Source organism: Nocardia sp. NPDC051030, from assembly GCF_040683015.1.
Classification (GTDB): domain Bacteria; phylum Actinomycetota; class Actinomycetes; order Mycobacteriales; family Mycobacteriaceae; genus Nocardia.
This window is the reverse complement of sequence record NZ_JBFBCD010000007.1, coordinates 356,948-383,685: the sequence shown is the minus strand read 5'-3', so window position 1 is coordinate 383,685 and position 26,738 is coordinate 356,948. Positions and strand designations below refer to the sequence as shown.

Here is a 26,738-nt window from a genome sequence, read left to right as displayed (position 1 = left end):
CTGTCAGTCCTCGGAGTTGTAAGCCAAATTGATCAAGTCGTCGAGATCGAGTTCGTCTATGGACTCGTCCGCACTGGGCTCTGCTGTTTCTTCGGGGCGTTCGGGCCCGTGAGTGAGTCGCATGAGCGCCTCCAGTAGCCCGGCTTCGCGGAGCTGGGTCAGCGAAATCGTCTGGAGCGCATTGCGAATCTCGTCTTCCGACGCATCCGTCAACGCATCTGCCGACGCGTCGGGGTGGTCGTCGCCGGTGAACTCTTCGGCCAGGTATTCGGCCAGCACCTGCGGTGACGGGTAATCGAATACCAGCGTCGCTGGTAACGCCAAGCCGGTAGCGGTTTTGAGGGAGTTCCGGAATTCGATGGCGGTGATCGAATCGAAGCCCAGCTCATTGAAGGCCCGGTCGGCCGCAATGGCCTTCGCGTTCTGGTGACCCAGCACCGCGGCAACCTGGTCACGAACCAGATCGACGAGCACACCGAGGCGCTCGCCCTCGGGTGTGTCGGCCAGCCGGGCGCGCAGTGCGGCCGGGGCGGCCGATACCGGGCGAGCGGGGACGAGCCCGGACAGCAGGGCCGTCGCGAACCCCGCGCCGCGCAGTCCCTCCTTGTCGAGCCTGGCGAGAACGGGTGCCGCCGTATCGATTTCGGCGGCGGCGTCGAACAGCGCCAAGCCCTGCTCCGCCGACAGCGGCAGCATCCCCGAACGGGCCATGCGGCGCCGGTCGAGGTCACCGAGCTCGTCGCCCATGCCGCCGTCGCCGCTCCACAGCCCCCACGCGAGGGACTGCCCGCGACGCCCGGATGCCCGGCGGTGCGTCGCCACCGCGTCCAGGCAGGCATTGGCCGCGGCATAGTTGCCCTGCCCCGGATTGCCGAGCGCTCCGGCCGCCGAGCTGAACAGCGCGAACGCCTTCAGCGGCAGTTCGGCGGTCAGCTCGTGCAGGTGCAGGGCGGCATCGACCTTGGGCCGCAATACCGCATCCATCCGATCCGGGGTCAGCGCGGCGACGGCGCCATCGTCGAGCACACCGGCCGTGTGGAACACGCCGGTGAGCGGACGGCTCGCGGGGATGGCGGACAGGACCTCGGCGAGCGCGGCACGATCGGCGACATCGCAGGCGACGAAGTCGATGTCGGCACCACCACCGCGTAGCTCGGCCGCCAGCTCGGCCGCGCCGGGCGCGGACTCGCCACGCCGACTCAGCAGCAGCAGGTGCCGGACACCGCGGGTGTTCACCAGGTGCCGGGCGAACAATCCGCCCAGGAAGCCACTGGCGCCGGTGATGAGCACGGTCTCGTCCGGACCGAACGCGACGCCCGGGGCCACCGTGGCGGTCGCGCGCGCCGTGGTCGTCGCTCGGACCAGTCGCGCGCTGTGCACTTGCCCGCCGCGCACGGCCACCTGCGGTTCCCCGGAGGCCAGGATCCCGCCCAACGGCGCAGCGACGTCGGAATCGGTGTCCACCAGGACGATTCGACCCGTGCTCTCCGCCTGAGCGGAGCGAACCAGACCGGCCACCGCGGCACCGGCGAGGTTCGTAATGTCCTCCCCGGCAATGGAAACCGCGCCGCTGGTCCGGATCGCCAGCGCCGACCGGCTGGATCGGTGGTCGGCGATCCAGGTCTGAAGCACGTGCAGCACAGTGTGAGTCGCGGCGCGAACGGCGTCGGGATCATTCCCCGCCGGGGCATCCAGCACTACCGCGTCCGGGACCTCGTCACCGAGATCCGCCCACGACACGGTGCGTATCTCGCTGTCGGACACCGATATCGGTGTCCACTCGACCTGGTACAGCGCATTGTCGACCGAGGATGTGATTGCCGCGAGCTGTGCGGCATCGATGGGCCGGGCGGCCAGTCGGCGCACCGTCGCCACCGGAGCGCCGGTCGGATCGGTGAGGTCCACCCGCACCGTATGGTCGCCGAGGCGGGTCGCGCGAACGCGCAAGGCGTCGGCTCCCGTCGCGTGCACGGTGACCCCGGACCATTCGAACGGCAATACCGGCCCGGCCTCGTCGGCGTGCCCCGAGTCGCCGATGAGCAGGGCATGCAGGGCGGAGTCGAGCAGTGCGGGATGGAGTCCGTATTCTGCGGCTTCCCGTGGGTCGGGCAGCGCGACCTCGGCGAACACTTCGTCGCCGCGCTGCCATGCCGCTCGCAAACCTTGGAAGGCGGGCCCGTACTCGTACCCACCGGCGCGGAGGTCGTCATAGACGCCGCCGACCGGCAGCGGCTGCGCGCCGATCGGAGGCCACGCGGTGAGGTCCGCAGCCGCCCGGTGTTCTTCGGGATCAGCAGCCGCGTCACCGGCGGTGAGCGTGCCTTCGGCGTGCAGCGTCCACGACGATCCCGGGCCGCTCTCGCCTTCGGGGCAGGAGTAGATCCGCACCGTGCGCTGACCCGTCTCGTCCTCGGCGCCGACGACACCGCGCACCGCGACCCCGACCGCATCCGGCAGTACCAGCGGCGCGTGCAGGACGAAGTCCGCCAGGGTCGAAAGGCTCACCTCGCTACCGGCCCGCAGGGCGAGTTCGACCAGACCGGCTCCCGGGAACAGCACGGTGCCGAGCACGCCGTGATCGGCCAGCCAGGGATGCGTCTGGACCGACAGGCGGCCGGTCAGCATCACACCGCCGGTGTCCGGTTGTGCGATCACCGTGGGAACCAGCGGGTGTCCGGTGGTAGCGAGGCCCATCGATCGGGCATCACCCCTACCGGTGGATCCCTCGGGCATCCAATACCGGCTTCGCTGGAAGGCATAGGTGGGCAGGGGGATTCGCCGGGCTCCGGTGCCGTCGTACAACGCGGCCCAGTCCAGGTCGGCACCGGAGACGAACAATCCGGCCGCCCCATGCGACACCGACACGGCGTCGGCCTTGCCGCGGCGTGCCAGCGGCACCACCGTGGCGGCCGGGTGCTCGCCGTCGAGGGTTTGCACGATCATCGGGGTCAAGACCGCGTCGGGGCCGATCTCGGCGAACCGGGAGACACCCGAATCCACCATCGCGGCAACAGCATCCGCGAACCGCACCGTCTCCCGCACCTGACCGACCCAGTACGACGGATCACACATCTCGTCGCCGACCCGCGCACCCGTCACCGTCGACACCAAGGCGATACTCGGTCGCTCGAACGTCAGATTCTCGATCGCCGTGGTGAATTCGGCCAGCATCGGTTCCATCAATGCCGAATGGAACGCATGCGAAACCCGCAAACGATTCGTCCGCCAACCCTTCTCGGCGCACACGTCGGCAATAGCCGCGACCGCGTCCGCGGCACCGGCGATCACCACCGACGAGGGACCGTTCACCGCCGCCACCGACACCTCGCCCGACAACAATGGCAGCACATCGCCTTCGGCGGCACCGATCGCGACCATCGCCCCACCGGCGGGCAGGGCTTGCATCAACCGGCCGCGCGCGGCCACCAGCACACACGCGTCGGTCAGCGACAAGACTCCGGCTACATGTGCCGCGGCGACCTCACCGATGGAGTGACCAGCCACCACATCGGCACGCAGACCCCAGGATTCGAGCAGCCGGAACAATGCCACCTCGAAGGCGAACAACCCCGCCTGCGCGAACACCGTCCGGTCGACGAGCTCCTCGGAGGTCAACGCCGCCTCCAGCGAAACCGGCTGTGCCAGCAGCGGATTCAGCTCGTCCACGATGGCGTCGAAATGGTCCGCGAACACCGGGTACGCCTTGCGCAACTCGGTCGCCATCCCGGCCCACTGCGCGCCCTGCCCCGAGAACACCAGCGCCGTCGAGCCCGCCACCGCTCGACCCGATACCACGCCGGGCGCGTCCGTGCCCGCGGCCGCTGCAAGCACGCCCGCGGTCAGGTCCGCACGGCCCTCGGCCAGCACGACGGCCCGATGGGTGAACACGCCGCGCGTCGACGCCAGCGAGAAGCCGACATCGATCGGATCATGCTCTGCCACCGGCGCATCTACCTGCGCGGCCAGTCGGGCCGCCTGGCCGACCAGCGCCGCGTCACTGCGCGCCGACAGCACCCACGGCAGCAGTCCTCCCGCCGGAATCGCCTGCACCGGAAGCTGTTCCGCCGCAGGTTCGGGCATCGGCGCCTGTTCGATGATGACGTGCGCATTGGTACCGCTGATACCGAACGACGACACGGCCGCCCGCCGCGCCCGACCGACCTCCGGCCACGGCACCGCCTCGGTCAGCAACCGCACGTGGCCCTCGGTCCAGTCGACCTTGGTGCTGGGATGATCCGCGTGCAGCGTCCGCGGCAGCAGCCCGTGCCGCATGGCCATCACCATCTTGATCACACCGCCCACACCCGCCGCGGCCTGCGCGTGACCGATATTCGACTTCAGCGACCCCAGCCACAGCGGACGGTCCGCGGCGCGCTCCTGTCCGTAAGTGGCAAGCAGCGCTTGGGCTTCGATCGGATCGCCCAGGGTCGTTCCGGTGCCGTGCGCCTCCACCGCGTCGACCTCGACGGGTGCGAGACCGGCATTGGCCAGGGCTTGGCGGATCACCCGCCGCTGCGACGGACCGTTCGGCGCGGCCAGACCATTCGACGCACCATCCTGGTTCACCGCCGAACCGGCGATGACCGCGAGGACTTCATGCCCATTGCGGCGCGCATCGGACAACCGCTCCAGGACCAGGACGCCGACACCTTCGGCCCAGCCCACCCCATCGGCGGTGTCGGAGAACGACTTACACCGCCCGTCCGGCGACAACCCGCGCTGGCGACCGAACTCGAGGAACATATCCGGCGTCCCCATGACCGCGGCGCCACCCGCCAGGGCCAGATCGCACTCGCCCGAGCGCAAGGACTGCCCGGCCAGGTGCATGGCCACCAGCGACGACGAACACGCCGTATCCACCGTCACCGACGGCCCCTCCAGGCCGAACACATACGACACCCGGCCCGAGACCAAACTGCCCGCGGAACCGCTGCCGGTACCGGTGGCCCGGGCGTAGTCGTGATACATCAGACCGGTGAACACGCCGGTCGAGCTGCCACGCAGCGCCGCCGGATCCATGCCCGCGCGTTCGAAAGCCTCCCAGGAGACCTCCAGCAGCAACCGCTGCTGAGGGTCCATCATCGTGGCCTCGTTCGGGCTGATCCCGAAGAAATCGGCATCGAATTCCGCTGCGGAGTACAGGAATCCACCGCTGCGCGTATAGGTCTTACCCGCCTTGCCGGGTTCGGGATCGTAGATGCCCTCGAGGTCCCAGCCTCGATCCACCGGCATGCCCCCGGTGGTATCGCCGCCCTCGACGACCAGCTGCCACAGGTCCTCCGGCGACGCGACCCCGCCCGGATAACGGCAGGCCATCGCCACCACGGCGATCGGCTCGTCGTCGGTCCGAACCCGACGCACCGCGCGCTCCTCGACTGCGGCGCTGCCGGTGAGTTGCGCACCGATGAATTCGGCGACGCCCTGCGGGGTCGGGTAATCGAAGATCAGCGTGGCCGGTAGTTGCAGCCCGGTCGCGGTGTTGAGCTTGTTACGGAATTCGATGGCGCTCAACGAGTCGAACCCGAGCTGCTGGAAGGCCTGCTGCGGTGCGACGGCCGCACTGGAGGCGTGGCCGAGGATCCCGGCCGCCACGGTGCGGACGAAATCGACCAGCGCACCGTCGCGATCGGCTTGCGAGAGGCCCGCCAGCTGTTGCAGGAGTGCCTGACCCGCCGGGGTCCGGTTGACCCGGCGCGCCGGTGTCGGGACGAGTCCCCGGACCAGGGGCGGAATCTGGTCGCCCCGGGTGCGCAGCACCGACGGATCGATCCGCAGCGCCACCATTTGCGGGCTCTCGGCGGCTACCGCCGCGTCGAACAGTGCCAGCCCCTCGGTCTCGGACAGCGGCGGGAAGCCCTGCCTGCGCATCCGATCGAAGTCATCCTCGGACAGCTCCGCACCGAGCCCGCTCGACCGCTCCCACATGCCGTAGTCGAGCGCGGTCGCGGGCAATCCCAGGGAGTGCCTATGCGCGGCGAGGGCGTCCAGGAAGACGTTCGCCGCAGCATAATTCGCCTGACCCGCGGCCAGCACCAACCCGCCCGCGGAGGACAACAGCACGAACAATGACAACGACTTGTCACGCGTGAGCTCGTGCAGATGCCACGCGGCATCCACCTTGGGGCGGAACACGGCGTCGATGCGATCCGCCGACATCGATTCGATCACACCGTTATCGGCGATTCCCGCCGCGTGCACCACGCCCACCAGTGGATGCTCCTCGGCGATGCCCGCCAGCAGCGCCGTCAATGCCGACCGATCCGACACGTCGCACGCCGCCACGGTGACCTCGGCACCGAGTTCGGCCAGTTCGTCACGCAAGGCGACGGCACCGGGGGCATGCGGGCCGCGCCGGGATGTCAAAAGGAGTTGGCGCACACCGTATTCGGTCACCAGATGGCGGGCGATCACCGCACCGAGACCGCCGGTGCCACCGGTCACCAGCACAGTGCCGGACTCGATCGACTTGGCACTCGTGCCCGGTGTCCGGCGGGTCAACCGCGGCACGAGCACGGTCGAGCCGCGCAGTGCGGCCTCGGGTTCCCCGGCAATGGCCGCCAAGGTGTCCGCGGCGACAGCGCCGCCGCCCTGCTCCACATCCAGCAGCTGGAATCGACCCGGATGTTCGGCCTGCGCGGCACGCAGCAGACCCCATACCGGCGCTTGGTCCAGGCCGACGAGCTCGGAATCGCCCACTGTCACAGCCTGTTCGGTGACGACCACCAAACGGGAAGCGGCGAAGCGAGTTTCGGTCAGCCACCGCTGAACGGTGTCGAGCACACCGCGCAGCACCTGCCGCGCCGCGTCTGTCGGCGAGCCGTCGTGGCGCGGGCATTCGAGCAGCACCAGATCGGGAACGACCGGTTCCGGGGCCTCGTCCAGATCGGTGATCAAGGCCGCGAGGTCGCGGTAATGCCGCATCGCACCGGTATCGCCGCGGTCGGCACCGAGAATCGCGATGCGGTCCGGTTCGATACTGTCCGACGACAACTGCGCCGCAACCCATTCCACGGCGAACAAGACGTCCGGCACCCGGTCGGCGCTCAGGCGTTCGACCGACACCGGCCGAGATACCAACGCGCCCACCGACACGACGGGTCGACCCTGCTCATCGGCGATCTGTACCGCGAAGTCGTCGCCCACGGGAACACTGCGTACCCGCACGGTGGCGGCCCCGGCCGAGTGCAGTACCACCCGGTTCCAGGCGAACGGCAATACCGCCTCACCGGCCTTGCGACCGTGCAGGATTCCCGCATGCAGGGCCGCGTCGAACAGCGCGGGATGGATCCCGAAACCGTCGGCGTCCTGCGGATCCGGCAGCGCGACCTCGGCGAACAGTTCCTCGCCACGTCGCCACGCCGCCCGCAGCCCCTGGAAGAACGGACCGTACCCGTATCCGAGCGCGAACAGATCGTCATAGGCGCCGTCGACATCCAGCGGCTGCGCGCCGACCGGAGGCCAGGTGGCCAAGTCGAAATCGGCGGCCACGTCATGAGATACAGCGTCCACAGCGAGGATTCCCTCGGCGTGCAGCATCCACGGACCCTCAGCCGCCTGCCGCGAATGCACCCGCAGCCCTCGACGACCGGCGTCATCCGCGTCAGCCACCACGACCTGCACCGCGACGCTGCCCTCGGCGGGCAGGGTCAGCGGGGTGTGCAGGATGAGTTCGTCGACGACGTCGCAGCCCAGCAGGCCGCCGACGTGGGCGGCCAGCTCGACGAATCCGGTACCCGGCAGCAGCACCGTGCCGTGCACGCTGTGGTCGGCCAGCCATTCCACCGAGTCCAGGGACCACCGGCCGGTGAAGCTCACCTGACCCGAATCCGGATGCGGCACAACAGCACCCAGCAGCGGATGGTCCACCGTCTCGAGCCCGGCGTCGGTCACTCCGCCCAGTTCGGTACCCATCCACGACTGCGCGAGCAGTTTCCGGGCATCGAGCCAGTACCTCTCGTACTGGAAGGCATAGGTAGGCAGGTCGATTCGCCGCGCGGAGGTACCGGCGTAGAACCCGGCCCAGTCCACCTCGGCACCGGACACGAACAATCCGGCCACTCCGGTCAGCACGGTGGCGGCATCGGCACGGTCTCGCCGTACCAGCGCCACCGCGCCCTCGGTGATCTGCGCGACCATCGGGGTCAGTACCGCGTCGGGACCGATCTCGGCGAACCTCGACACACCCGAATCCACCATCGCGGCAACGGCATCGGCGAACCGCACCGTGTCGCGGACCTGACCCACCCAGTACTGCGGATCGATCATCTCGTCGGTGACAAGCGCACCGGTCACGGTCGATACCAGTGGAATCTTCGGCTCGGCGAAGGTCAAACCCTCGATCGCCGACGCGAATTCGGCCAGCATGGGCTCCATCAGCGCCGAGTGGAAGGCGTGCGAAACCCGCAAGCGATGTGTGCGCCAGCCACGTTCGACGCATGTCTCGACAATGGCGAGGACTTCATCCTCGATACCGGAGAGCACCACCGACGACGGCCCGTTCACCGCCGCGATCGCGACCCCTGCGGTCAGCAGGGGTTCCACCTCGGCGTGCGAGGCACCGACGGCAACCATCGCGCCGCCGCCGGGCAGGGCTTGCATCAACCGGCCACGCGCGGCCACCAGCACACACGCGTCGGTCAGCGACAGCACCCCCGACACATGCGCGGCGGCCACCTCACCGATCGAATGGCCCGCGACCATATCGGTTCGCACGCCCCACGATTCGAGCAATCGGTAAAGCGCGACCTCGAAGGCGAACAACCCGGCCTGCGCGTACACCGTCCGATCGACGAGGTCCTGCGACGCCAGCGCGACACTCAACGAATCCGGCTGCCCCAGCAGCGGATCGATCTCGGCGACGATCGCATCGAACTGCTCGGCGAACACCGGATACGCCCGACGCAACTCGCTCGCCATCCCGGCCCACTGCGCACCCTGACCGGAGAACACCAGCCCGGTCGAACCCGGAATCACGCGACCGGTCACCACACCCGCGGACTGCGCGCCCTCGGCGAGTGCCCGGGTCCCCGACAGCAGGGCGCCGAGGTTGTCCCCGAGAACGACGGCGCGATGCTCGAAGACGCCGCGCGTGGAGGCCAGCGAGAAGCCGACATCCGCCGGATCCGGATCGTGCCCGACCACCGCCGACACCAGCCGTCCGGCCTGACCGGCCAGCGCCGCAGCGCTGCGCGCCGAGACCACCCACGGCAGCACCTCTGCGACCCGAACGGCCTCGCCTCGGACCGAGGTCCGTACCGGTTCCGCCGCCGCTTCGATGACGACGTGCGCATTGGTGCCGCTGATACCGAAGGACGACACCCCGGCGCGCCGCGGCCGATCCGCTTCCGGCCACGCCACCGGCTCGGTCAGCAATTCGACATGCCCCGCGGACCAATCCACCTTGCTCGACGGCCGATCCACGTGCAGCGTCCGCGGCAGTACCCCGTGCCGCATGGCCATCACCATCTTGATGACGCCACCCACACCCGCGGCGGCCTGCGCATGCCCGATATTGGATTTCAACGACCCCAGCCACAATGGCCGGTCCGCGGCGCGCTCCTGACCGTAGGTGTCCAGCAGTGCCTGGGCCTCGATCGGATCACCCAGCGTGGTACCGGTGCCGTGCGCCTCCACCACGTCGACATCGCTCGGCGCGATCCGCGCATTCGCGAGCGCCTGCCGGATCACCCGCCGCTGCGAGGGACCGTTCGGCGCCGTCAAACCATTCGACGCACCATCTTGATTCACCGCCGAACCGGCGATCACCGCGAGCACTTCGTGCCCATTGCGCCGGGCGTCGGACAATCGCTCCAACACCAGCACACCGGCGCCCTCGGACCACGCCACACCGTCGGCGGCGTCGGCGAACGACTTGCTCCGCCCGTCCGGGGCCAACCCCCGCTGGCGACTGAATTCCACGAAGACCTCCGGCGTCGCCATCACGGCCACACCGCCCGCCAGGGCCAGGTCGGACTCTCCCGACCGGAGGGACTGCCCGGCCAGATGCATGGCCACCAGTGATGACGAACACGCCGTGTCCACGGTGACCGACGGCCCTTCCAGTCCGAGCACATACGAAACTCGGCCGGAGGCAATGGATCCCGAGTTCGCATTGGCCGGGTAGTCGTGGTACATCATGCCCGCGAAGACTCCGGTGGCACTGCCCCGCAGCGCGGCCGGATCGATCCCGGCCCGTTCGAGGGCCTCCCACGAGGTCTCCAGCAGCAGGAACTGCTGCGGATCCATCGATGCCGCCTCATTGGGGCTGATCCCGAAGAACGCCGGATCGAATTCGCCTGCGGTGTGCAGGAATCCACCCTCACGGGTGTAGGTGGTGTTCGGCCGCTCGCCGGTGGGATCGTAGATCCGCTCGGTATCCCACCCACGATTAGCCGGGAACTCGGACGTCGCGTCGACGCCGTCGAAGACCAATCTCCAGAGGTCCTCGGGCGAGGTGACGCCACCGGGGTACCGGCACGCCATGCCGACGATCGCGATCGGCTCGTCGGCAACGACTTTCGCGGTGACCGCGGTGTCTTTCGCGGTGCCGGTCAACTTGTCGGCCAGGTGCTCGGCGAGCGCCTGCGGCGTGGGGTAGTCGAAGATGACGGCGGCGGGAAGCGCTAGTCCGGTGGCGGTTTTGAGACGATTACGCAGTTCGACGGCGCTCAGGGAGTCGAATCCCAGGTCCTGGAACGTGCGACCGGGCTCGATCGCGGACCCACTGTCGTTGCCGCGCACGGCCGCGATATTGGAGCGCACGGTATCGAAGATCAGCTGCCGCTGCCGTTCACCGTCCAGTCCCGAAAGCCGTTGCCGCAGACCGGTAACCGGCGAGGAGACCACCGCACTGCGGCGGGCCGTCGGGGCCAGTTCCCGCAGCAGGGCGGGTAGCAGCCCGGCTTCGGCCTGGCCGCGGAGCGCGGCGGTGTCGAGGGTCGCGATCACCGTGTGCGGCGCGTTCCGTCGCAGCGCCGCGGCCCAGCCGCTCAGCGCCTGTTCGTCGGTGAGCGCGGTGAATCCGCCCCGGCTCAGCCGCGCCACGTCGGACTCCTGCAGGTGCGCGGTCATGCCGCGAGACCGGGCCCACGGACCCCACGCCAGCGATTGACCGGCGAGCCCGCGTGACCGGCGGTGGGCCATCAGCGCGTCGAGGAAGGTGTTCGCGGCCGCGTAATTGCCCTGCCCGGGACCACCGAGGGTGCCCGAAACCGACGAGAACACCACGAACGCAGCCAGATTCGAGTCCGCGGTCGCTTCGTGTAGATACCAGGCGGCGTCGGCCTTCGGGGCCAGCACCGCATTCATCCGCTGCGGGGTCAATGACGCGATGGTCCCGTCGTCGAGCACACCCGCGGCATGGATGACACCGGTCAGGGGCCGCTCGACCGGTATCCCGGTGATCAGCTCGGCTACCGCTGCGGCGTCCGCGACGTCACAGGCCACGACCGTCACCTGGGCCCCGAGCTGCTCCAGTTCGGCGCACAGGGCTGCCGCTCCCTCGGCCTGCGGGCCGCTGCGGCTGGCGAGCAGCAACGATCGCACGCCGTGCTCGACCACCACGTGCCGGGCCAGCACCGCGCCCAAACCACCGGTGCCGCCGGTGATCAACACGGTCCCCGCGCCGAACGCGGCTACCTCGTCGCCGCTGTCCGTGCGTTCATTCGCGGGTCGAACAAGGCGAGCGGTGTGGGTGATGCCGTCGCGCACGACCACCTGCGGTTCGCCCACCGCCACGACGGCGGACGCGAGTTGCGCGTCGATGCCGGTGTCGGTGTCCACCAGGATGATTCGGCCCGGTTCCTCGGCCTGGGCGGCACGCACCAAGCCCCATACCGCCGCACCGGGGAGGTCGGTGAGTTCCGCATCGGGCAGGGCGACCGCGCCGCTGGTGGCGATCAGCAGCGTGCTCGCCGCGAACCGTTCCTCGGCCGACCATGCCTGCAATACCGTGAGGATTCGCGCGATTTCGTCATGGGTGGCGCTCACCACGTCGGTGCCGTCGGTGTCATTCCACCCGGCACCGGCTTCGAGGAGCACCACCGGAGGTACCTGCGCGGCTTCATCCAGCCTGTCCCAGCGCCCCACCTCGACCTCGATGGCGGGCTGCTCGGTCGTGGCGGGTGACCACACGAGTTCCAGGACCGGGTCGGCCACGCCACCCGAGGCGGCCGCGACGAGCTGCTTGAGCGGCATCGGCCGGGCCGCAACCGATCCCGACAGGACCGGTTGCCCGTATTCGTCGGCCACTCGCACCGTCATCGATGATCCGGCCGGGGTCAGCCGCACCCGCAGCACGGCGGCCTCCGAGGTGTGCAGTTCCACCGAGTCCCACGCGAACGGCAGCGCGACCTGCCCTGCCGTGACCGTGAACGGCGACTCCGGTTGTCCCGCATCACCTTCGAACGCACCGACCAGGTACCCGGCGTGCAAGGCGGCGTCCAGCAGCGCCGGATGGATTCCGAAACCTTCGACGCGCACCCCGGTGTCCGCATCGGCGGCGATCTCGGCGAACACCTCATCGCCGCGCCGCCACAGCGCCCGCACACCTTGGAAGGCCGGTCCGTACTCGTAACCACGGGCGAACAAGCTCGAATATGCTGCGGTGATATCGATTTCGGTCGCCGCGGTCGGCGGCCACGCCTCGGTCGCGGGTTCGGCCGCACCGTCGGCGACGGTCAGTGTGCCTCGCGCATGCAATACCCACTCGTCGTCATGGTCGTGTTCACCACGGGAGTAGACGGCGACCGGCCGCTGCCCCTGCTCATGCCCGCCGACGACGACCTGGATCTGCACACCGCCCGTCGCGGGCAGCAGCAGTGGAGCCTGCAGGGTCAGCTCCTCGATCACCGGGCAGCCGACCTCGATTCCGGCCCGCAGGACCAGCTCCGCGAAACCGGTTCCCGGCAAGAGTGCCGCGCCGCCGATCACATGATCGGCGAGCCACGGCTGGGCCGTGAGCGACAGGCGCCCGGTCAACAGGACCTCGCCAGACTCCGGTGCCGACAACACCGCGCCCAGCAGCGAATGCTGGACCGCGCCCAGACCCGCGGCTTCGACTCCGGCATTACCTCCGACCGGGTCGATCCAATAGCGGCGACGCTGGAACGCGTAGGTAGGCAACGGGACTCGCGCAACCGGACGTCCGGTGAACAGTGCCGTCCACTCGACGTCGGTGCCGACGGCATGCGCCTGCGCGAGACAGGTCACGAACTGCTCGACCTCGGCCCGCCCGCGGCGAGCTCCGGCCAGCACAGTCGCCTGTGATTCGACCTGCTCCGGCAGAGACTGCCTGGTCATCGCGGTCAGTACCGCATCGGGGCCGATCTCGAGGAATCGGCGGATGCCCGAAGCCACCAGGGTGTCCACGCCGCGAGCGAACCGAACGGCCTCGCGTACCTGCCGTACCCAGTAGGCGGGCTCGAGAATCTCGGCACCGGCCATCTGGCCGGAAAGGTTCGATACCAGTGGAATGTTCGGGCGATGGTAGGTCAACGACCCTGCGACGGTGGCGAATTCGGCCAGCATCGGATCCATCAGGTGGGAATGGAACGCATGCGATACCCGCAGTCGCGAGGTCTGCCAGCCGCGCTCGGTGCACCGCTGCGCGAGCGCCGTCACCGCCTCCTCGTCGCCCGAGACCACCACGGCCACCGGCGAATTCACGGCGGCAATGGCCAATCGCCCCGCCTCGTCGGCGAGCAGACCGGAGACCTCGCCCTCGCTCGCCGCTATGGCGAGCATCGCGCCCCCGGCCGGGAGCCGCCCCATGAGTCGGCCGCGCGCCGCGACCAGGCGGCACGCGTCCGGCAGCGACCACACTCCGGCGAGGTGCGCGGCGGCCAACTCGCCGATCGAATGCCCGATCAGCGCGTCCGGTGTCACTCCGAAGGATTCGAGGAGCCGGTACAGCGTGACTTCGTACGCGAACAGCGCGGGCTGGGTGAACTCGGTCCGATGCAGCGTCTCCGCATCCTCGGGACCGTCGCCGAACATCAGCTGTCGCAGCGAAGTGCCCAATAGCGGGTCGAACTGCGCGCAGAGCTCGTCCAGCGCGGCCGCGAACACCGGAAACGCCTCGTACAGTTCGCGACCCATGCCGACCCGCTGGGCACCCTGTCCGGTACACAGGAAGGCGGTCTTGCGCGTCACCGCCCGGCCCGTGACGCCCTCGCCCGCCGAGCCGTGTTCCGCGAGCTCCGCCAGTCCGGCGAGCATGGTGTCCCGATCGCCCGCCACCACCGCGGCCCGCCACTCCAATTGGGCGCGGCCGGTGACCAGTGAATAGCCGATATCGCCGACCGTCAGGTCGGGACGTTCGCGCACCCACTCCAGCAGCTTGGCCGCTTGCGCGCGCACACCCTCCTCGGTCTTCGCGGAGAGCGGCAATGCGGCGATCTCGGAGACCACCGCGGCGGGACCCGTACCGGCCTCATCCGTCGGGGAGTCCGTGGGCTCCACCGGGGCGGGCGGCTCCTCCAAGATCACGTGAGCATTGGTGCCGCTCGCGCCGAAGGATGACACACCGGCACGCCGCACCCGCTCGCCCGCTGCCCACGGCTCGGCCGAGGTCAGCAGCCGCACGGTGCCCGCGGACCAGTCCACATGTGGTGTCGGGGCATCGACATGCAGTGTCGCGGGCAATGTTTCGTGCCGCATCGCCTGCACCATCTTGATCACGCCACCGACGCCCGCCGCGGCGGAGGTGTGTCCGATGTTCGATTTGAGCGATCCGATCCGCAATGGCTCGCCGACGCGATCGCGACCGTAGGTGGCGATCAATGCCCGCGCCTCGATCGGATCGCCGAGTTGGGTACCGGTGCCGTGCGCCTCGACCGCGTCGATATCGGCGGGGGTCAGACCGGCATCGGCGAGCGCCTGCGCGATCACCTTCTCCTGCGAGGGGCCGTTCGGTGCCGTCAGCCGAGAGCTGGTCCCGTCCTGGTTCACCGCGCTGCCGCGCACCACCGCGAGAACGGGGTGGCCGTGGCGACGGGCATCCGACAGCCGCTCGACCACGAGCATGCCGAGACCATCGGAGAATCCGGTCCCATTGGCCGCCGCCCCGAACGCCCGGCACCGGCCGTCCGGGGACAGTGCGCGTTGCCGGGCGAAGCTGATGAGCTGGGCGGGATCCGACATCACGGTGACACCGCCGACCAGGGCGAGCGACGTCTCGCCCCGGCGCAATGCCTGGCCTGCGAGATGCAGGGCAACCAGCGACGACGAGCACGCGGTGTCCACCGACAGCGCCGGACCCTTGAAACCGAGGCTGAACGACACCCGCCCGGACAGGATGCTGGCCGAAACACCGGGGTGCGCATTGCCTTCGGATTCAGCGGTGTGACCGGGCGCACCGACGCGGCGACCGTAGTCGAAGTGCATCACGCCCGCGTAGACACCGGTATCGCTGTCCCGCAGCGACACCGGATCGATGCCCGCGTTTTCCAAAGCCTCCCAGGACGCTTCGAGGAACAGCCGCTGCTGCGGATCCATCGCCTCCGCCGTGCGGGGTCCGAGACCGAAGAATCCGGCATCGAAATCGCCTATCGCATCGAGGAATCCACCCTCCCGGGTGTACACGGTCCCGGGCGTGTCCGGGTCGGTGTCGAACAGGCGCTCGAGATCCCAGCCGCGGTCGGTGGGGAACGGGCCGATCGCGTCGGTTCCGGAGGCGACCAATTCCCACAGCCGGTCCGGAGTGTCGACACCGCCCGGGTACCGGCAGCTCATGCCGATGATCGCGAGTGGCTCCCCGGCCTGTTCCTCCAGCTGCTGGATTCGCTTATTGGCGGTGCGGAGATCCCCGGTGACCTTCCGCAGGTACCGGCTGAGGCGTTCCTCGTTGCTGCCGCTGCTCGGATTGCTCATGCTGGGCCGAACTCCTCGTCGATCAGGGAAAAAAGTTCATCGTCGGAATGGGATTCGAGGTCGTCGTAGACGCCCTCGGACCACGCGTCACCCAGATGGGCGTGCAGACGGTCGGTGATGCCCCGCAATGCCGCGATGGTTTCGTCGGTATTGCCGCCCTCGGCGATGATCCGCTCGACCATGGCCTCGAGCTGTGCGACCTCGGGCGGGACGGCCGCGGCGGACGGCGTGGCTGCGGCCGTCTGCGCCGGTGCCCCCGCCAGGGCCTGCTCCAGCAGGTAGCCCGCCAAAGCTCCCGCGGTGGGGTAGTCGAACACCAGGGTCGAGGGCAGCGACAGCCCCGTCACCTTCGACAGTCGGTTGCGGAACTCCACGCCGCCAAGGGAATCGAAGCCCAGTTCGTCGAAGCCGCGATCGGGACCTATGTCGTCGATCGATTCGTAACCCAGCACCGTGGCCGCGTGTTCGCGCACCAGGTCGAGGACGACTCCGCGCCGCTTGGATTCCGTCACCCCCTGCAGCCGCTCCCCGAGCGAGGGTCCTTCACTCACCCTCGTGGCAGTCCGGCCGCCCGCGCGAACGAATCCGCGCAGCACCGCCGGAACCGATCCGGCGTGTGCTTCGACGCGCAGCTTGTCGGTGTCGAGATGCAGCAGCGCCGGGACCGGCTCCGCCGTGGTCAGCGATTCGTCGAACAACCGCAGGCCGTCCTCGTGGTCCAGCGGCGCCAGGCCCAGTCGGTCCAGTCGGCTCATGGCGGCGTGATCCAAGGTGCCGGTCATGCCGAGGTCCTGTCGCCACGGACCCCAGGCGAGCGCGAGCCCCGGCAGCCCTTCGGCACGGCGGCGCAGCGCGAGCGCGTCCAGGAAGCCGTTGGCGGCAACGTAATTCGCCTGGCCGGCCGAACCGATCATGCCCGCGATCGAGGAGAACATGACGAACGCCGACAGGTTCAGCTCCCGGGTGAGCTCGTGCAGGTGCCACGCGGCCTCGGCCTTCGGAGCGAACACCTGGTCGATCCGGTCGGTCGTGAGGCCGTCGAAGGTGCCGTCCACGAGCACACCGGCGGCGTGCACGACGCCGGTGAGCGGATGCTCGTCCGGCAGGTCCGCCAGCAGTTCCCGCAGGGCGTCGCGGTCGGTGACATCGCACGCGGCGATGCGCACGTGTGCGCCGTACCCGGACAGTTCCGCCGCGAGTTCCGTCGCGCCGTCGGCACTTTCACCGCGCCGTGAGACCAGCAGCAGTCGATCGACACCGTGCGCGGTGACCAGGTGCCGGGCCAGCAGTGCGCCCAATCCACCGGTTCCACCCGTGATCAGCACGGTTCCGGTGCCGAAGGAAATCGGTTCACCCGCAGCGGATGTCACCGGCTCCAGCCGCGGCGTCAGGATGCTGTCGCCCCGCACCGCCACCTGTGGCTCACCGGCCGCCATGGCGGCTCGTATCTCGTCGGCCGAAAGTTGGTGCGTACCAACGGATCGGTCCACGTCGAGCAGTACGATTCGATCCGGATATTCGGCCTGAGCGCTGCGGATCATTCCCGCGACGGCGGCCGCCGCCGGATCCGGTTCAGAATCAGGCAAAGTCGCCGCGCCTTCGGTCACGACAACCAGCTGCGACCGTCCGAACTGTTCGCCGGTCAGCCAGCCCCGGACCAGAACCCACGCGGCATGTACGCGAGCACGCGCGGACTGCGGGGAAGCACCCTGTAGCCCGGCAATCTCGGCCCAGACCACGACGTCCGGAACGGTCGGGCTGGCAGCCAGCGCCGCCAGATCCGGATACCGCTCCTCGATTCCGGCCACGACCGCCGCGCCGAGCACGGCCGCGCTCCCGAGCGGGGCGAGTGCGTCCGGTACTTCGACTGCTGCCCAACGCAACCCGTACCGGCCCGCGCCTCCTCCCGACAGCGTGGCGCGGAACTGGTCGACATCGTAGGAACGCATGACGACCTCGTCGATGGACACCACCGGGTTGCCGTCCTGGTCCACGGCCACCACGGCGATGGCCTCGCTGCTGCGCCGTACCGCCATCACCCGCATCGAGGTGACCGGGGCGCTCGTGTGGAATTGCGTTGCACCCCAGCGGAACAGGAGTTTGCCCTCGGTGGGGTTGCTGTCGAGATCCGACCAGATCAAACTGACGAGCCCGGCGTGCATCACCATGTCGAACAGGCCCGGATGCATCTGGAACCCGTCGCCGGGCACCTCCGGGTTCAGGGTGATCTCGGAGAACGACGTGTCACCGCTGTGCCAGGCGGCGCCGATTCCGCGGAACGAAGGGCCGTATGCCAGCCCGGCGACCACCGTCGCATGCTCCGGAATCCAGTCGGTATCAACCGGTTCGGCACCGAGCGGCGGCCAGGACGTACTGCGCAGCATCTCCATCAGGCCGAGGTCGATCAGCCCTCGCCCACTCAGTATGCCGCTGGCATTGCGCGCCCATTCACCGTCGGGAAGGCGGTAGTGGAACGTGAAGGACCGACGTCCCGCGGTATCCGGTTCCCGCACCAGCACTTGGAGTTCGACCTCGCCGTCCGCCGGTGGCAGGATCGGCCGTTCGAGAATGAGTTCGTCGACGACCTCGCAGCCGATGCGCCGACCGGCGACCAGCAGCATCTCCATGAGCGCGGCACTGGGGACGACCACCACACCGTAGGTGGTGTGGTCGGTCACCCACGGGTGCGTGCGCAGCGAGAATCGACCCGTGAACATCCACTCGTCTCGATCGGCCACCCGCACCACATCGGTGAGCAGGGGGTGTTCCGAAGCGTCGGACCGCCGCTGACCGAGGCCGGGTTCGAGCCAGAAGCGCTGGTGTTGGAAGGCGTAGGTGGGCAGGGGAATTCGTGGTACCGAGCGGTCGCCGAACAATGGCGTCCAGTCGACGGTCATTCCCGCGGTGTGCGCCTGGGCGAGCATGGTCACGAATTGCTCGACCTCGTCGTGGTCCCGGCGGGCCGCCGCCGCGACCACCGCACGCGACTCGATATCGGTGGGCAGGGTCTGCCGGGTCATGGCCGCCAGGACGGCGTCCGGCCCGATTTCGAGGAAGCGGCGAACACCCGAAGCCACCAGCGTCTGTATGCCGGGTGCGTAACGCACCGCGGCGCGCACCTGCGCCACCCAGTAATCCGGTTTCAGGATCTCGTCTCCGGCGATCTCGCCGGAGATATTGGATACCAAGGGAATCCGCGGGGTATGGAAAGTGGCTGCGGCAGCGACGGTCTCGAACTCGCCGAGCATGGGCTCCATCAGGTGCGAATGGAAGGCGTGTGACACCCGCAGCCGGTTCGTCCTGCGGCCCTGCTCGGTGAATTGCCGGTTGAGGATGTCGATGGCGTCGGCGTCACCGGAGATGACCACGGCAGCAGGGGCATTCACCGCCGCGATCGAGACCCGATCACGGTACTCGGCAATCGCGGCGTCGATTTCCTCCTCGGGTGCGGCGACCGCGAGCATCGCACCGCCCTCGGGCAGTGCCTCCATCAGGCGGCCGCGGGCCGCGACCAGCGCGCAGGCATCCTCCAGGGACCACACGCCCGCCAGGTACGCCGCGGTCAGCTCGCCGATCGAATGGCCCACCAGGACATCGGGTGTCACACCGAAGGACTCCAGCAGCCGGTACAGCGCCACCTCGAATGCGAACAGCGCGGGCTGAGTGAAGCGGGTGCGATCGAGATTCGCCGCTTGTCCGGTGAACATCGTTTGCCGCAGCGAACAGTCGAGCAGCGGATCGAATTGCGCGCACACCTCGTCGAGCGCGGCGTCGAATACCGGGAAGGCCGCGGCGAGTCCCGCACCCATCCCGACCCGCTGCGCGCCCTGGCCGGTGCACAAGAAGGCGGTCTTCCCGGTGCCCACGGTGCCGGAAACGACTCCGGCAGTTGCGGATCCGGCAGCCAATTGCGCCAGCCGGGCGAGCAGTTCGTCGCGATCGGCACCCAAGACGGCAGCCCGCGCCTCGTGCTGGGCGCGGGTGGTGGCGAGCGCGTGCGCGACCTGCGCCGGATCGGTGTCGGGGTGGTCGATCAGCCACCGCTGGAGCTTCGCGGCCTGCGCCCGCAGTGCGGTGTCGTTCTTGGCCGACAGCAGCCAGGGCACCGTACCGAGCGGGTGGCTACCGGCTTCCGCCGGAATCACGAGGCGGGGTGCCTCTTCGAGGATGGCGTGTGCGTTGGTGCCGCTGACACCGAACGACGACACGCCCGCGCGACGCGGCCGGTCACCGCGCGGCCACGGGTGCGGCTCGGTCAGCAGCGCGACGTCTGCCGCGGACCAGTCCACGTGCGGGCTCGGTGCGTCGACATGCAGTGTCTTGGGCAGAGTTTCGTGTCGCAGCGCCTGCACCATCTTGATGACGCCGCCGACACCCGCGGCGGCGACGGTGTGGCCGATATTCGACTTGAGCGAGCCGATCCGCAGCGGGCGCTCCGCGCGGTCGCGCCCATAGACCGCCATCAGCGCCTGCGCCTCGATCGGATCACCCAGCGGGGTGCCGGTGCCGTGCGCTTCGACCGCGTCGATATCCGACGGCGACAGCCCGGCATTCGCCAACGCCGCGGTGATTACGCGTTCCTGGGACGGACCGTTCGGCGCGGTCAGGCCATTGCTCGCCCCGTCGGAGTTGATCGCCGTGCCACGCACCAGGGCAAGAATGTTGTGCCCCAGGCGTTTCGCGTCGGAGAGCCGCTCGAGCACCAGCACCCCGACACCCTCGGAGAAGGCGACGCCGTCGGCCGCCGCGGAGAACGCCTTGCATCGGCCGTCCGGCGACAGTCCGCGCTGCCGCGCGAAATCGACGGACAGATACGGGCTGGCCGCGACCGTCACGCCGCTCGCCATCACGAGGGAGCTCTCCCCATTGCGCAGTGCCTGAGCGGCCAGATGCAGCGAGACCAGTGAGGAGGAGCAGGCGGTGTCCACGGTGAGCGTCGGACCCTCCAGCCCCAGCGCGTAGGACACCCGCCCCGACATCACGCTGCTCGTGGTGCCGGTGAGCCGATAACCCTCCAGATCACCGCCGACCAGGTCGACGTAACCGGATGCGCCCGCACCGACGAACACCCCGGTATCGGTGCCCCGCAATGAGTTCGGGTCGATACCGGCGTCCTCGAGTGCCTCCCAGGACGTTTCGAGGAGCAGACGCTGCTGCGGGTCCATCGCGGACGCCTCGCGGGGACCGATCCCGAAGAATCCCGGATCGAAATCAGCCGCGCTGTCGAGGAATCCGGCGCGCCGCGAGTAGACGGTCCCGGGCTTGTCCGGATTCGCGTCGAACAGTCGCTCCAGATCCCAGCCCCGATCGGTCGGGAAATCGCCGGTCGCGTCGATCCCGGCGGAAACGAGATCCCATAGCTCATCGGGTGATTCGACGCCGCCGGGGAACCGGCATGCCATGCCGACAATGGCGATCGGTTCGTCGGCCTTAACGCGGCGGACCGTCTTCTTGACGGGTTCGCCCGCCGTCGGTTCGACGCGGGACAGCACCAGCTTCGCCACGGCTGCCGGGGTCGGATGATCGAATACCAGCGTCGACGGCAGTTGCAGACCGGTGGCCTTCCCCAGCCGGTTGCGGAACTCCACGCCGCCCAGCGAATCGAAACCGATCTCGTCGAAACGCTGATCCGACCGAATATCGGCCGCGGAGTCGTGACCCAATACCTCCGCGGCTGCGGACAGCACGACCTCCAGCACCACTTCTCCGTGCCGTGCCGGGGGTATTTCGGCCAGGCGAGCACCGAGCGTCCCGGCCGCCGCGACGGCGGTCGGCGTGGCGGCACGCGCCCGGCGGGGGAGGAATCCGCGCAAGATCTCGGGCACCTCGGACTCGTCACCGGTGCGCAGTGCACCGGCGTCGAACCGGATCGGTGCCAGTCGCGCCGAGCCGTGTGCGAGTGCTTCGTCGAACAGGCGCACACCGTCGGCGTCGGCGAGTGGGCTCAGCCCCAGCCGTTCCCAGCGCGCCAGCGCACCACGATCCAGTCCGCCGGTCATACCGCTGGACTGATTCCACGGACCCCACGCCAACGAGGTCGCCGCGAGACCGGCGTCGCGACGGCGCTGGGCCAGGGCGTCCAGTGCGGCATTGGCCGCGGCGTAGTTCGCCTGGCCCGAGGTGCCGAGGACGGCCGCGATCGAGGAGAACAGGACGAATGCCCGGACATCTCTGCCCTGGGTCAGTTCGTCCAAATGCCAAGCGCCGTCGACCTTCGGCGCGAGGACGCGGTCGATTTGTGCGTCGGTCAACGCGGAGATGGTTCCGTCATCGAGCACACCGGCGGTGTGCACCACCGCGATCGGAGTGTCACCGGAGATGTCCTCGAGCAGCGTGCGCACGGTCTCGCGATCGGCCACATCACACGCGACGACCCGAGCCTGCGCCCCCAGCCGCGCCAGCTCCGCCACCAGCTCGGCGGCTCCCGCCGCATCCGGGCCACGGCGTGAGGTCAGAACCAGGTCGCGCACACCGTATTCGGCAACCAGGTGCCGGGCGAACAGCGAGCCGAGGCCGCCCGTGCCGCCGGTGACGAGTACGGTCGCTCCGTCGAAGGTGGCCGAAAGGGCGACCGGCTCCGTTGCGGCGCTGCCCGTTTCGGCCGCGCGCCTGAGCCGGGGCGCCAGAATACGGTCGTCACGCACCGCGACCTGTGGCGCGCGTGCGGTCAGCACGGCGGCGATCCTGTCGGGGCTCAGCGACTGGACAGAAGTTCCACGTGGAGAACCTTCCGCCTGACGCACTGCTGGTGTGGCGGGGTCCTCGTCGATCAGGACGAATCGATCGGGATGCTCCGACTGCGCGCTGCGCAGCAGCCCCCACACCGCTGCGGCCGCCGGATCGACGGCTCCCCCGGGAATGCCGGCACCGCCCGAAGTCACCACTACCAGCTGGGTGTCGGCCAATCGCGGCTGTGCGAGCCACGAGCGCAGTAGTGCCAAGGCCGAGTGCACCCCTGCGCGTATCACGCTTGGTTCATCGGAATCCTTTGCGGCTGAAGACGAAACGGCACGCCATACCACTGCGCGGGGAAGGTCGACGGCGGCGACGAGATCTGTGACCGATGAGTATCGCTTACCGAAATCCAGTGCCGTGTCGGTTGATTCCGCATCCGTGAGCAGCGCGAGGGTGGGCACGGACTCGGCGACCGCCGCGCCGGGATTGAGATCCTCCTCCCAGCGCATCTCGTAGAGCGCGGCGTCGTCGGCCGACAGCGCACTGCGGAATTCCCTGACGTCATAGGGCCGCATCACCACGGCGTCCACCGACACCACCGGATTGCCATCCGGGTCGACAGCCGCGACCGCCACCGCTTCCGGCCCCTGGGCGACCGCGATGACCCGCAGGGCCGACACCTCGGTCGACGCATGGTGGAACCGCGCCCCGCCCCAGCGGAAGAGCAGTTTGCCGGTGTTTGGATCCGGATTGCCGTCACGCCAGATCAGCCGGGAGAAGGCGGCGTGCATCACCATGTCGAGCAGCGCGGGATGCAGGGTGTGGCGTCCGGAATGCGCTGCGGCAGTGCTGAGATCGGAGTTCAGGGCGATCTCGGAGAAGACGGCGTCGTCGCGCTCCCACACCTGCTGTACCCCGAGGAACGCCGGACCGTATTCGAGTCCCGCGTCCGCGGCGATCTGCGCGGGTAGACCGGCACTGTCGAGGTGTTGTGCGTCGGCAGGTGGCCACGATTCCGCCCGCAGCCGGGAGAGCACTTCCGGTTCGCGCCCGGCGGCCACGGCGAGCGAGCCCGTCGCGTTGTGGATCCATTCATCGGAAGTCGATGTGCGGAAATAGAATTCGAACGGGCGATGCCCGGTCGCATCGGGGGCCTGCACCAGCACCTGGAGTTCGATCTCATCGCCCGGGGTGGGCACGATCGGTGCTTGCAGTGTGAGTTCTTCGATTGCCGCGCAGCCGATTCGGCCACCCGCGACCAGCAGGAACTCGATCAGCGTGGCACTCGGCAGGACCACGACGCCGTACGACATGTGGTCGGCGATCCACGGATGCGTCGCCGCCGATAGTCGGCCGGTGAAGAGCCACTCGTCCGAACCGGCCAATCCAAGTACTCCGGTGAGGATCGGATGGTCCGACAGGTCCGCGGCCGCACCGTGGTCGGGGTTCAGCCAGTAGCGGCGACGTTGAAAAGCGTACTTGGGCAGGGTGATAGGAGACGTACCGCGCTTGGTGAAGGTCGAGCGCCAGTCGACGCGCGCGCCGGTGATCTGGATCTGTGCCAAGGCCGCGACGAACTGCCCGATCTCTTCGGACGACCGTCGCGCCAGGGCGACTGTCGCCGGTGTAGCCGCGAGATCGGTGTTCTCGCCAAGGCATTCGCGGGTCATGGCGGTCAGTACCGCGTCGGGTCCGACCTCGACGAAGCGGCGGACCCCGTCGGCGCGCAGGGTGTCGATGGCGGGCGCGAAGCGAACGGTGGCGCGGACCTGCTGCACCCAGTACTCGGGATCGGTCACCGAATCACCGGCCGGTTCGCCGGTCACGGTCGAGACGATCGGCAGGTTGGGTGCGTGGTAGGTGAGTTTCTGTGCGACCGAGCGGAACTTGTCGAGCATCGGCGTCATCAGCGCCGAATGGAAGGCATGGCTCACCCGCAGCCGCTTGGTCCGGATGCCTTGGGCGGCGAGTTCGCGTTCCAGGCTCTCGATCGCCTCGGCTGCGCCGGACAAGACCGTCGAGGTGGGGCCGTTCTCGGCGGCCACCGAGACTCGATCGGCCACTGCCGCAACAATTTCGATTGCGCGCGCCGCATCGACGTCGACGGCGAGCATCGCGCCGCCCGCGGGCAGTGCGCCCATCAACCGGCCGCGGGCCGCCACGAGCGCGCAGGCGTGCGGCAGTGACAGCACTCCGGCGACATGCGCCGCCGCCAGCTCGCCGATCGAGTGACCGACCAGCACATCCGGTGCGACACCGAAGGATTCCAGCAGCCGGAACAATGCCACTTCGAAGGCGAACAGCGCGGGTTGTGTCCATTCGGTGCGGTCCAGCACGCCTTCGTGGTCGGTGAACATCACCTCCCGCAGCGACCGTCCCAGTACCCGATCCAATACCGCGCACACCTCGTCCAGTGCGGTGGCGAAGGCCGGGTACGCGTTATAGAGGTCGGCACCCATCCCGACGCGTTGCGCACCCTGACCGGTGAACAGGAATGCAGTCGCACCGGAATCAGCCTTCGCTACAACGGTATTCGGCCCATCCGAGGCCAAATCCGCCAAACCGGTCAGCAGTTCGGCACGGTCGCGGCCGGTGACCGCGCCGCGCCAGTCGAGCAGAGCCCGCGAGCTCGCTAGCGCCTGTGCCATCTCGTGCACGTCCACGTCGGGATGCCCGATCAGCCACTGCCGCAGCCGATCCGCTTGGGCACGCAGAGCGGCTTCGGATTTGGCCGAGACAACCAGCGCGACGCTGTCGGCCGCGACGCGCGGCAAGGTATCCGCTTCGGCCGCGACCTCCGCCGGGGCAGGAGCTTCCTCGAGAATGAGGTGCGCATTGGTGCCGCTGGCGCCGAAGGACGACACACCGGCCCGGCGCACGCGTTCCCCGTGCGGCCACGGGTGGCTGTCCTGAAGCAGGCTGACCGTACCGGCGGACCAATCCACGTGCGGTGTGGGTTCATCCACGTGCAGCGTTCTCGGCAGCTCACCGTGGCGCATGGCCTGCACCATCTTGATCACGCCGCCGACACCCGCGGCGGCCGAGGTGTGGCCGATATTGGATTTCAGCGAGCCCAGCCGGAGCGGCTCGCCCTGGCGACTCGCGCCGTATACGCCGATGAGTGCCTGCGCCTCGATCGGATCGCCGAGCATGGTGCCCGTTCCGTGTGCCTCGACCGCATCGATGTCGGCGGGATCCAGTCCGGCATTGGCCAGCGCCTGGGCGATGACCCGCTCCTGCGACGGGCCGTTCGGCGCGGTGAGGCCATTGCTCGCACCGTCCTGATTGACCGCGCTCCCTCGAATGACCGCCAGCACCTGGTGGCCCGCGCGCTGGGCGTCCGAGAGCCGTTCCAGCACCAGCATTCCGAGTCCCTCGGAGAAACCGGTGCCATCGGCGGCGGCCGCGAACGCCTTGCACCGGGCGTCGCTGGACAAGGCCCGCTGCCGGGCGAAAGCGATCAAGAGCGACGGGTCCGACATGACTGTGACGCCACCGGCCAGCGCCACGTCCGTATCGCCCTGACGCAAGGCCTGGCAGGCCAGGTGGATGGCCACCAGTGAGGACGAACACGCGGTGTCGACCGCGATCGCCGGGCCGGTGAACCCGAAGGTGTAGGCGATGCGACCGGCCAGAACGCTATTCGAAACACCCAGGTAGGCATGGCCTTCGGTCTCCGCACCGATGGTGGCCGAACCGATGCGGGGGCCGTAGTGCTGATGGATGACACCGGCGAATACACCGGTTTGACTGCCACGCAGCGAGATCGGGTCGATACCGGCGTCCTCGAGGGCTTCCCAGGAAGCCTCCAGCATGAGCCGCTGCTGCGGATCCATTGCCGCCGCCTCGCGGGGGCCGATGCCGAAGAAGGCGGCATCGAAATCACCGATATCGTCGAGGAATCCACCGTCGCGCGTGTAGATGGTGCCCGCCGCGTCGGGGTTCGGGTCGAACAGCCGCGCGAGGTCCCAGCCGCGATCGGTCGGATAGCCGCCGATGGCGTCGACGCCGTCCGCGGTCAGCTGCCACAGCTGCTCGGGGGAGCGCACGCCGCCCGGGTACCGGCACGCCATACCGACAATGGCGATCGGTTCCCGCATCCGATCGGTGAGCGTGCGCAGCTGCTGTTTGGTGTCGTACAGCTCCTTGGCCGTCTTCTTGAGGTACCGGCGCAGTTCGTCGTCGTCAGCCAT

Annotated in this window: 2 protein-coding genes; both read right to left on the bottom strand. The window is 69.0% G+C overall.

Going from position 1 to position 26,738, the window contains the following annotated elements:
• Window positions 1-3 precede the first annotated feature (3 nt).
• On the bottom strand, window positions 4-15,870 hold the full coding sequence (locus AB0N05_RS25285; RefSeq protein ID WP_364698311.1) for a type I polyketide synthase: 15,867 nt from the start codon (window positions 15,868-15,870) through the stop codon (window positions 4-6).
• A complete protein-coding gene (locus tag AB0N05_RS25280; protein WP_364698310.1) occupies window positions 15,867-26,738 on the bottom strand; it encodes a type I polyketide synthase in 10,872 nt (3,623 codons plus the stop codon). Before AB0N05_RS25280 ends, AB0N05_RS25285 begins: the two co-directional genes overlap by 4 nt.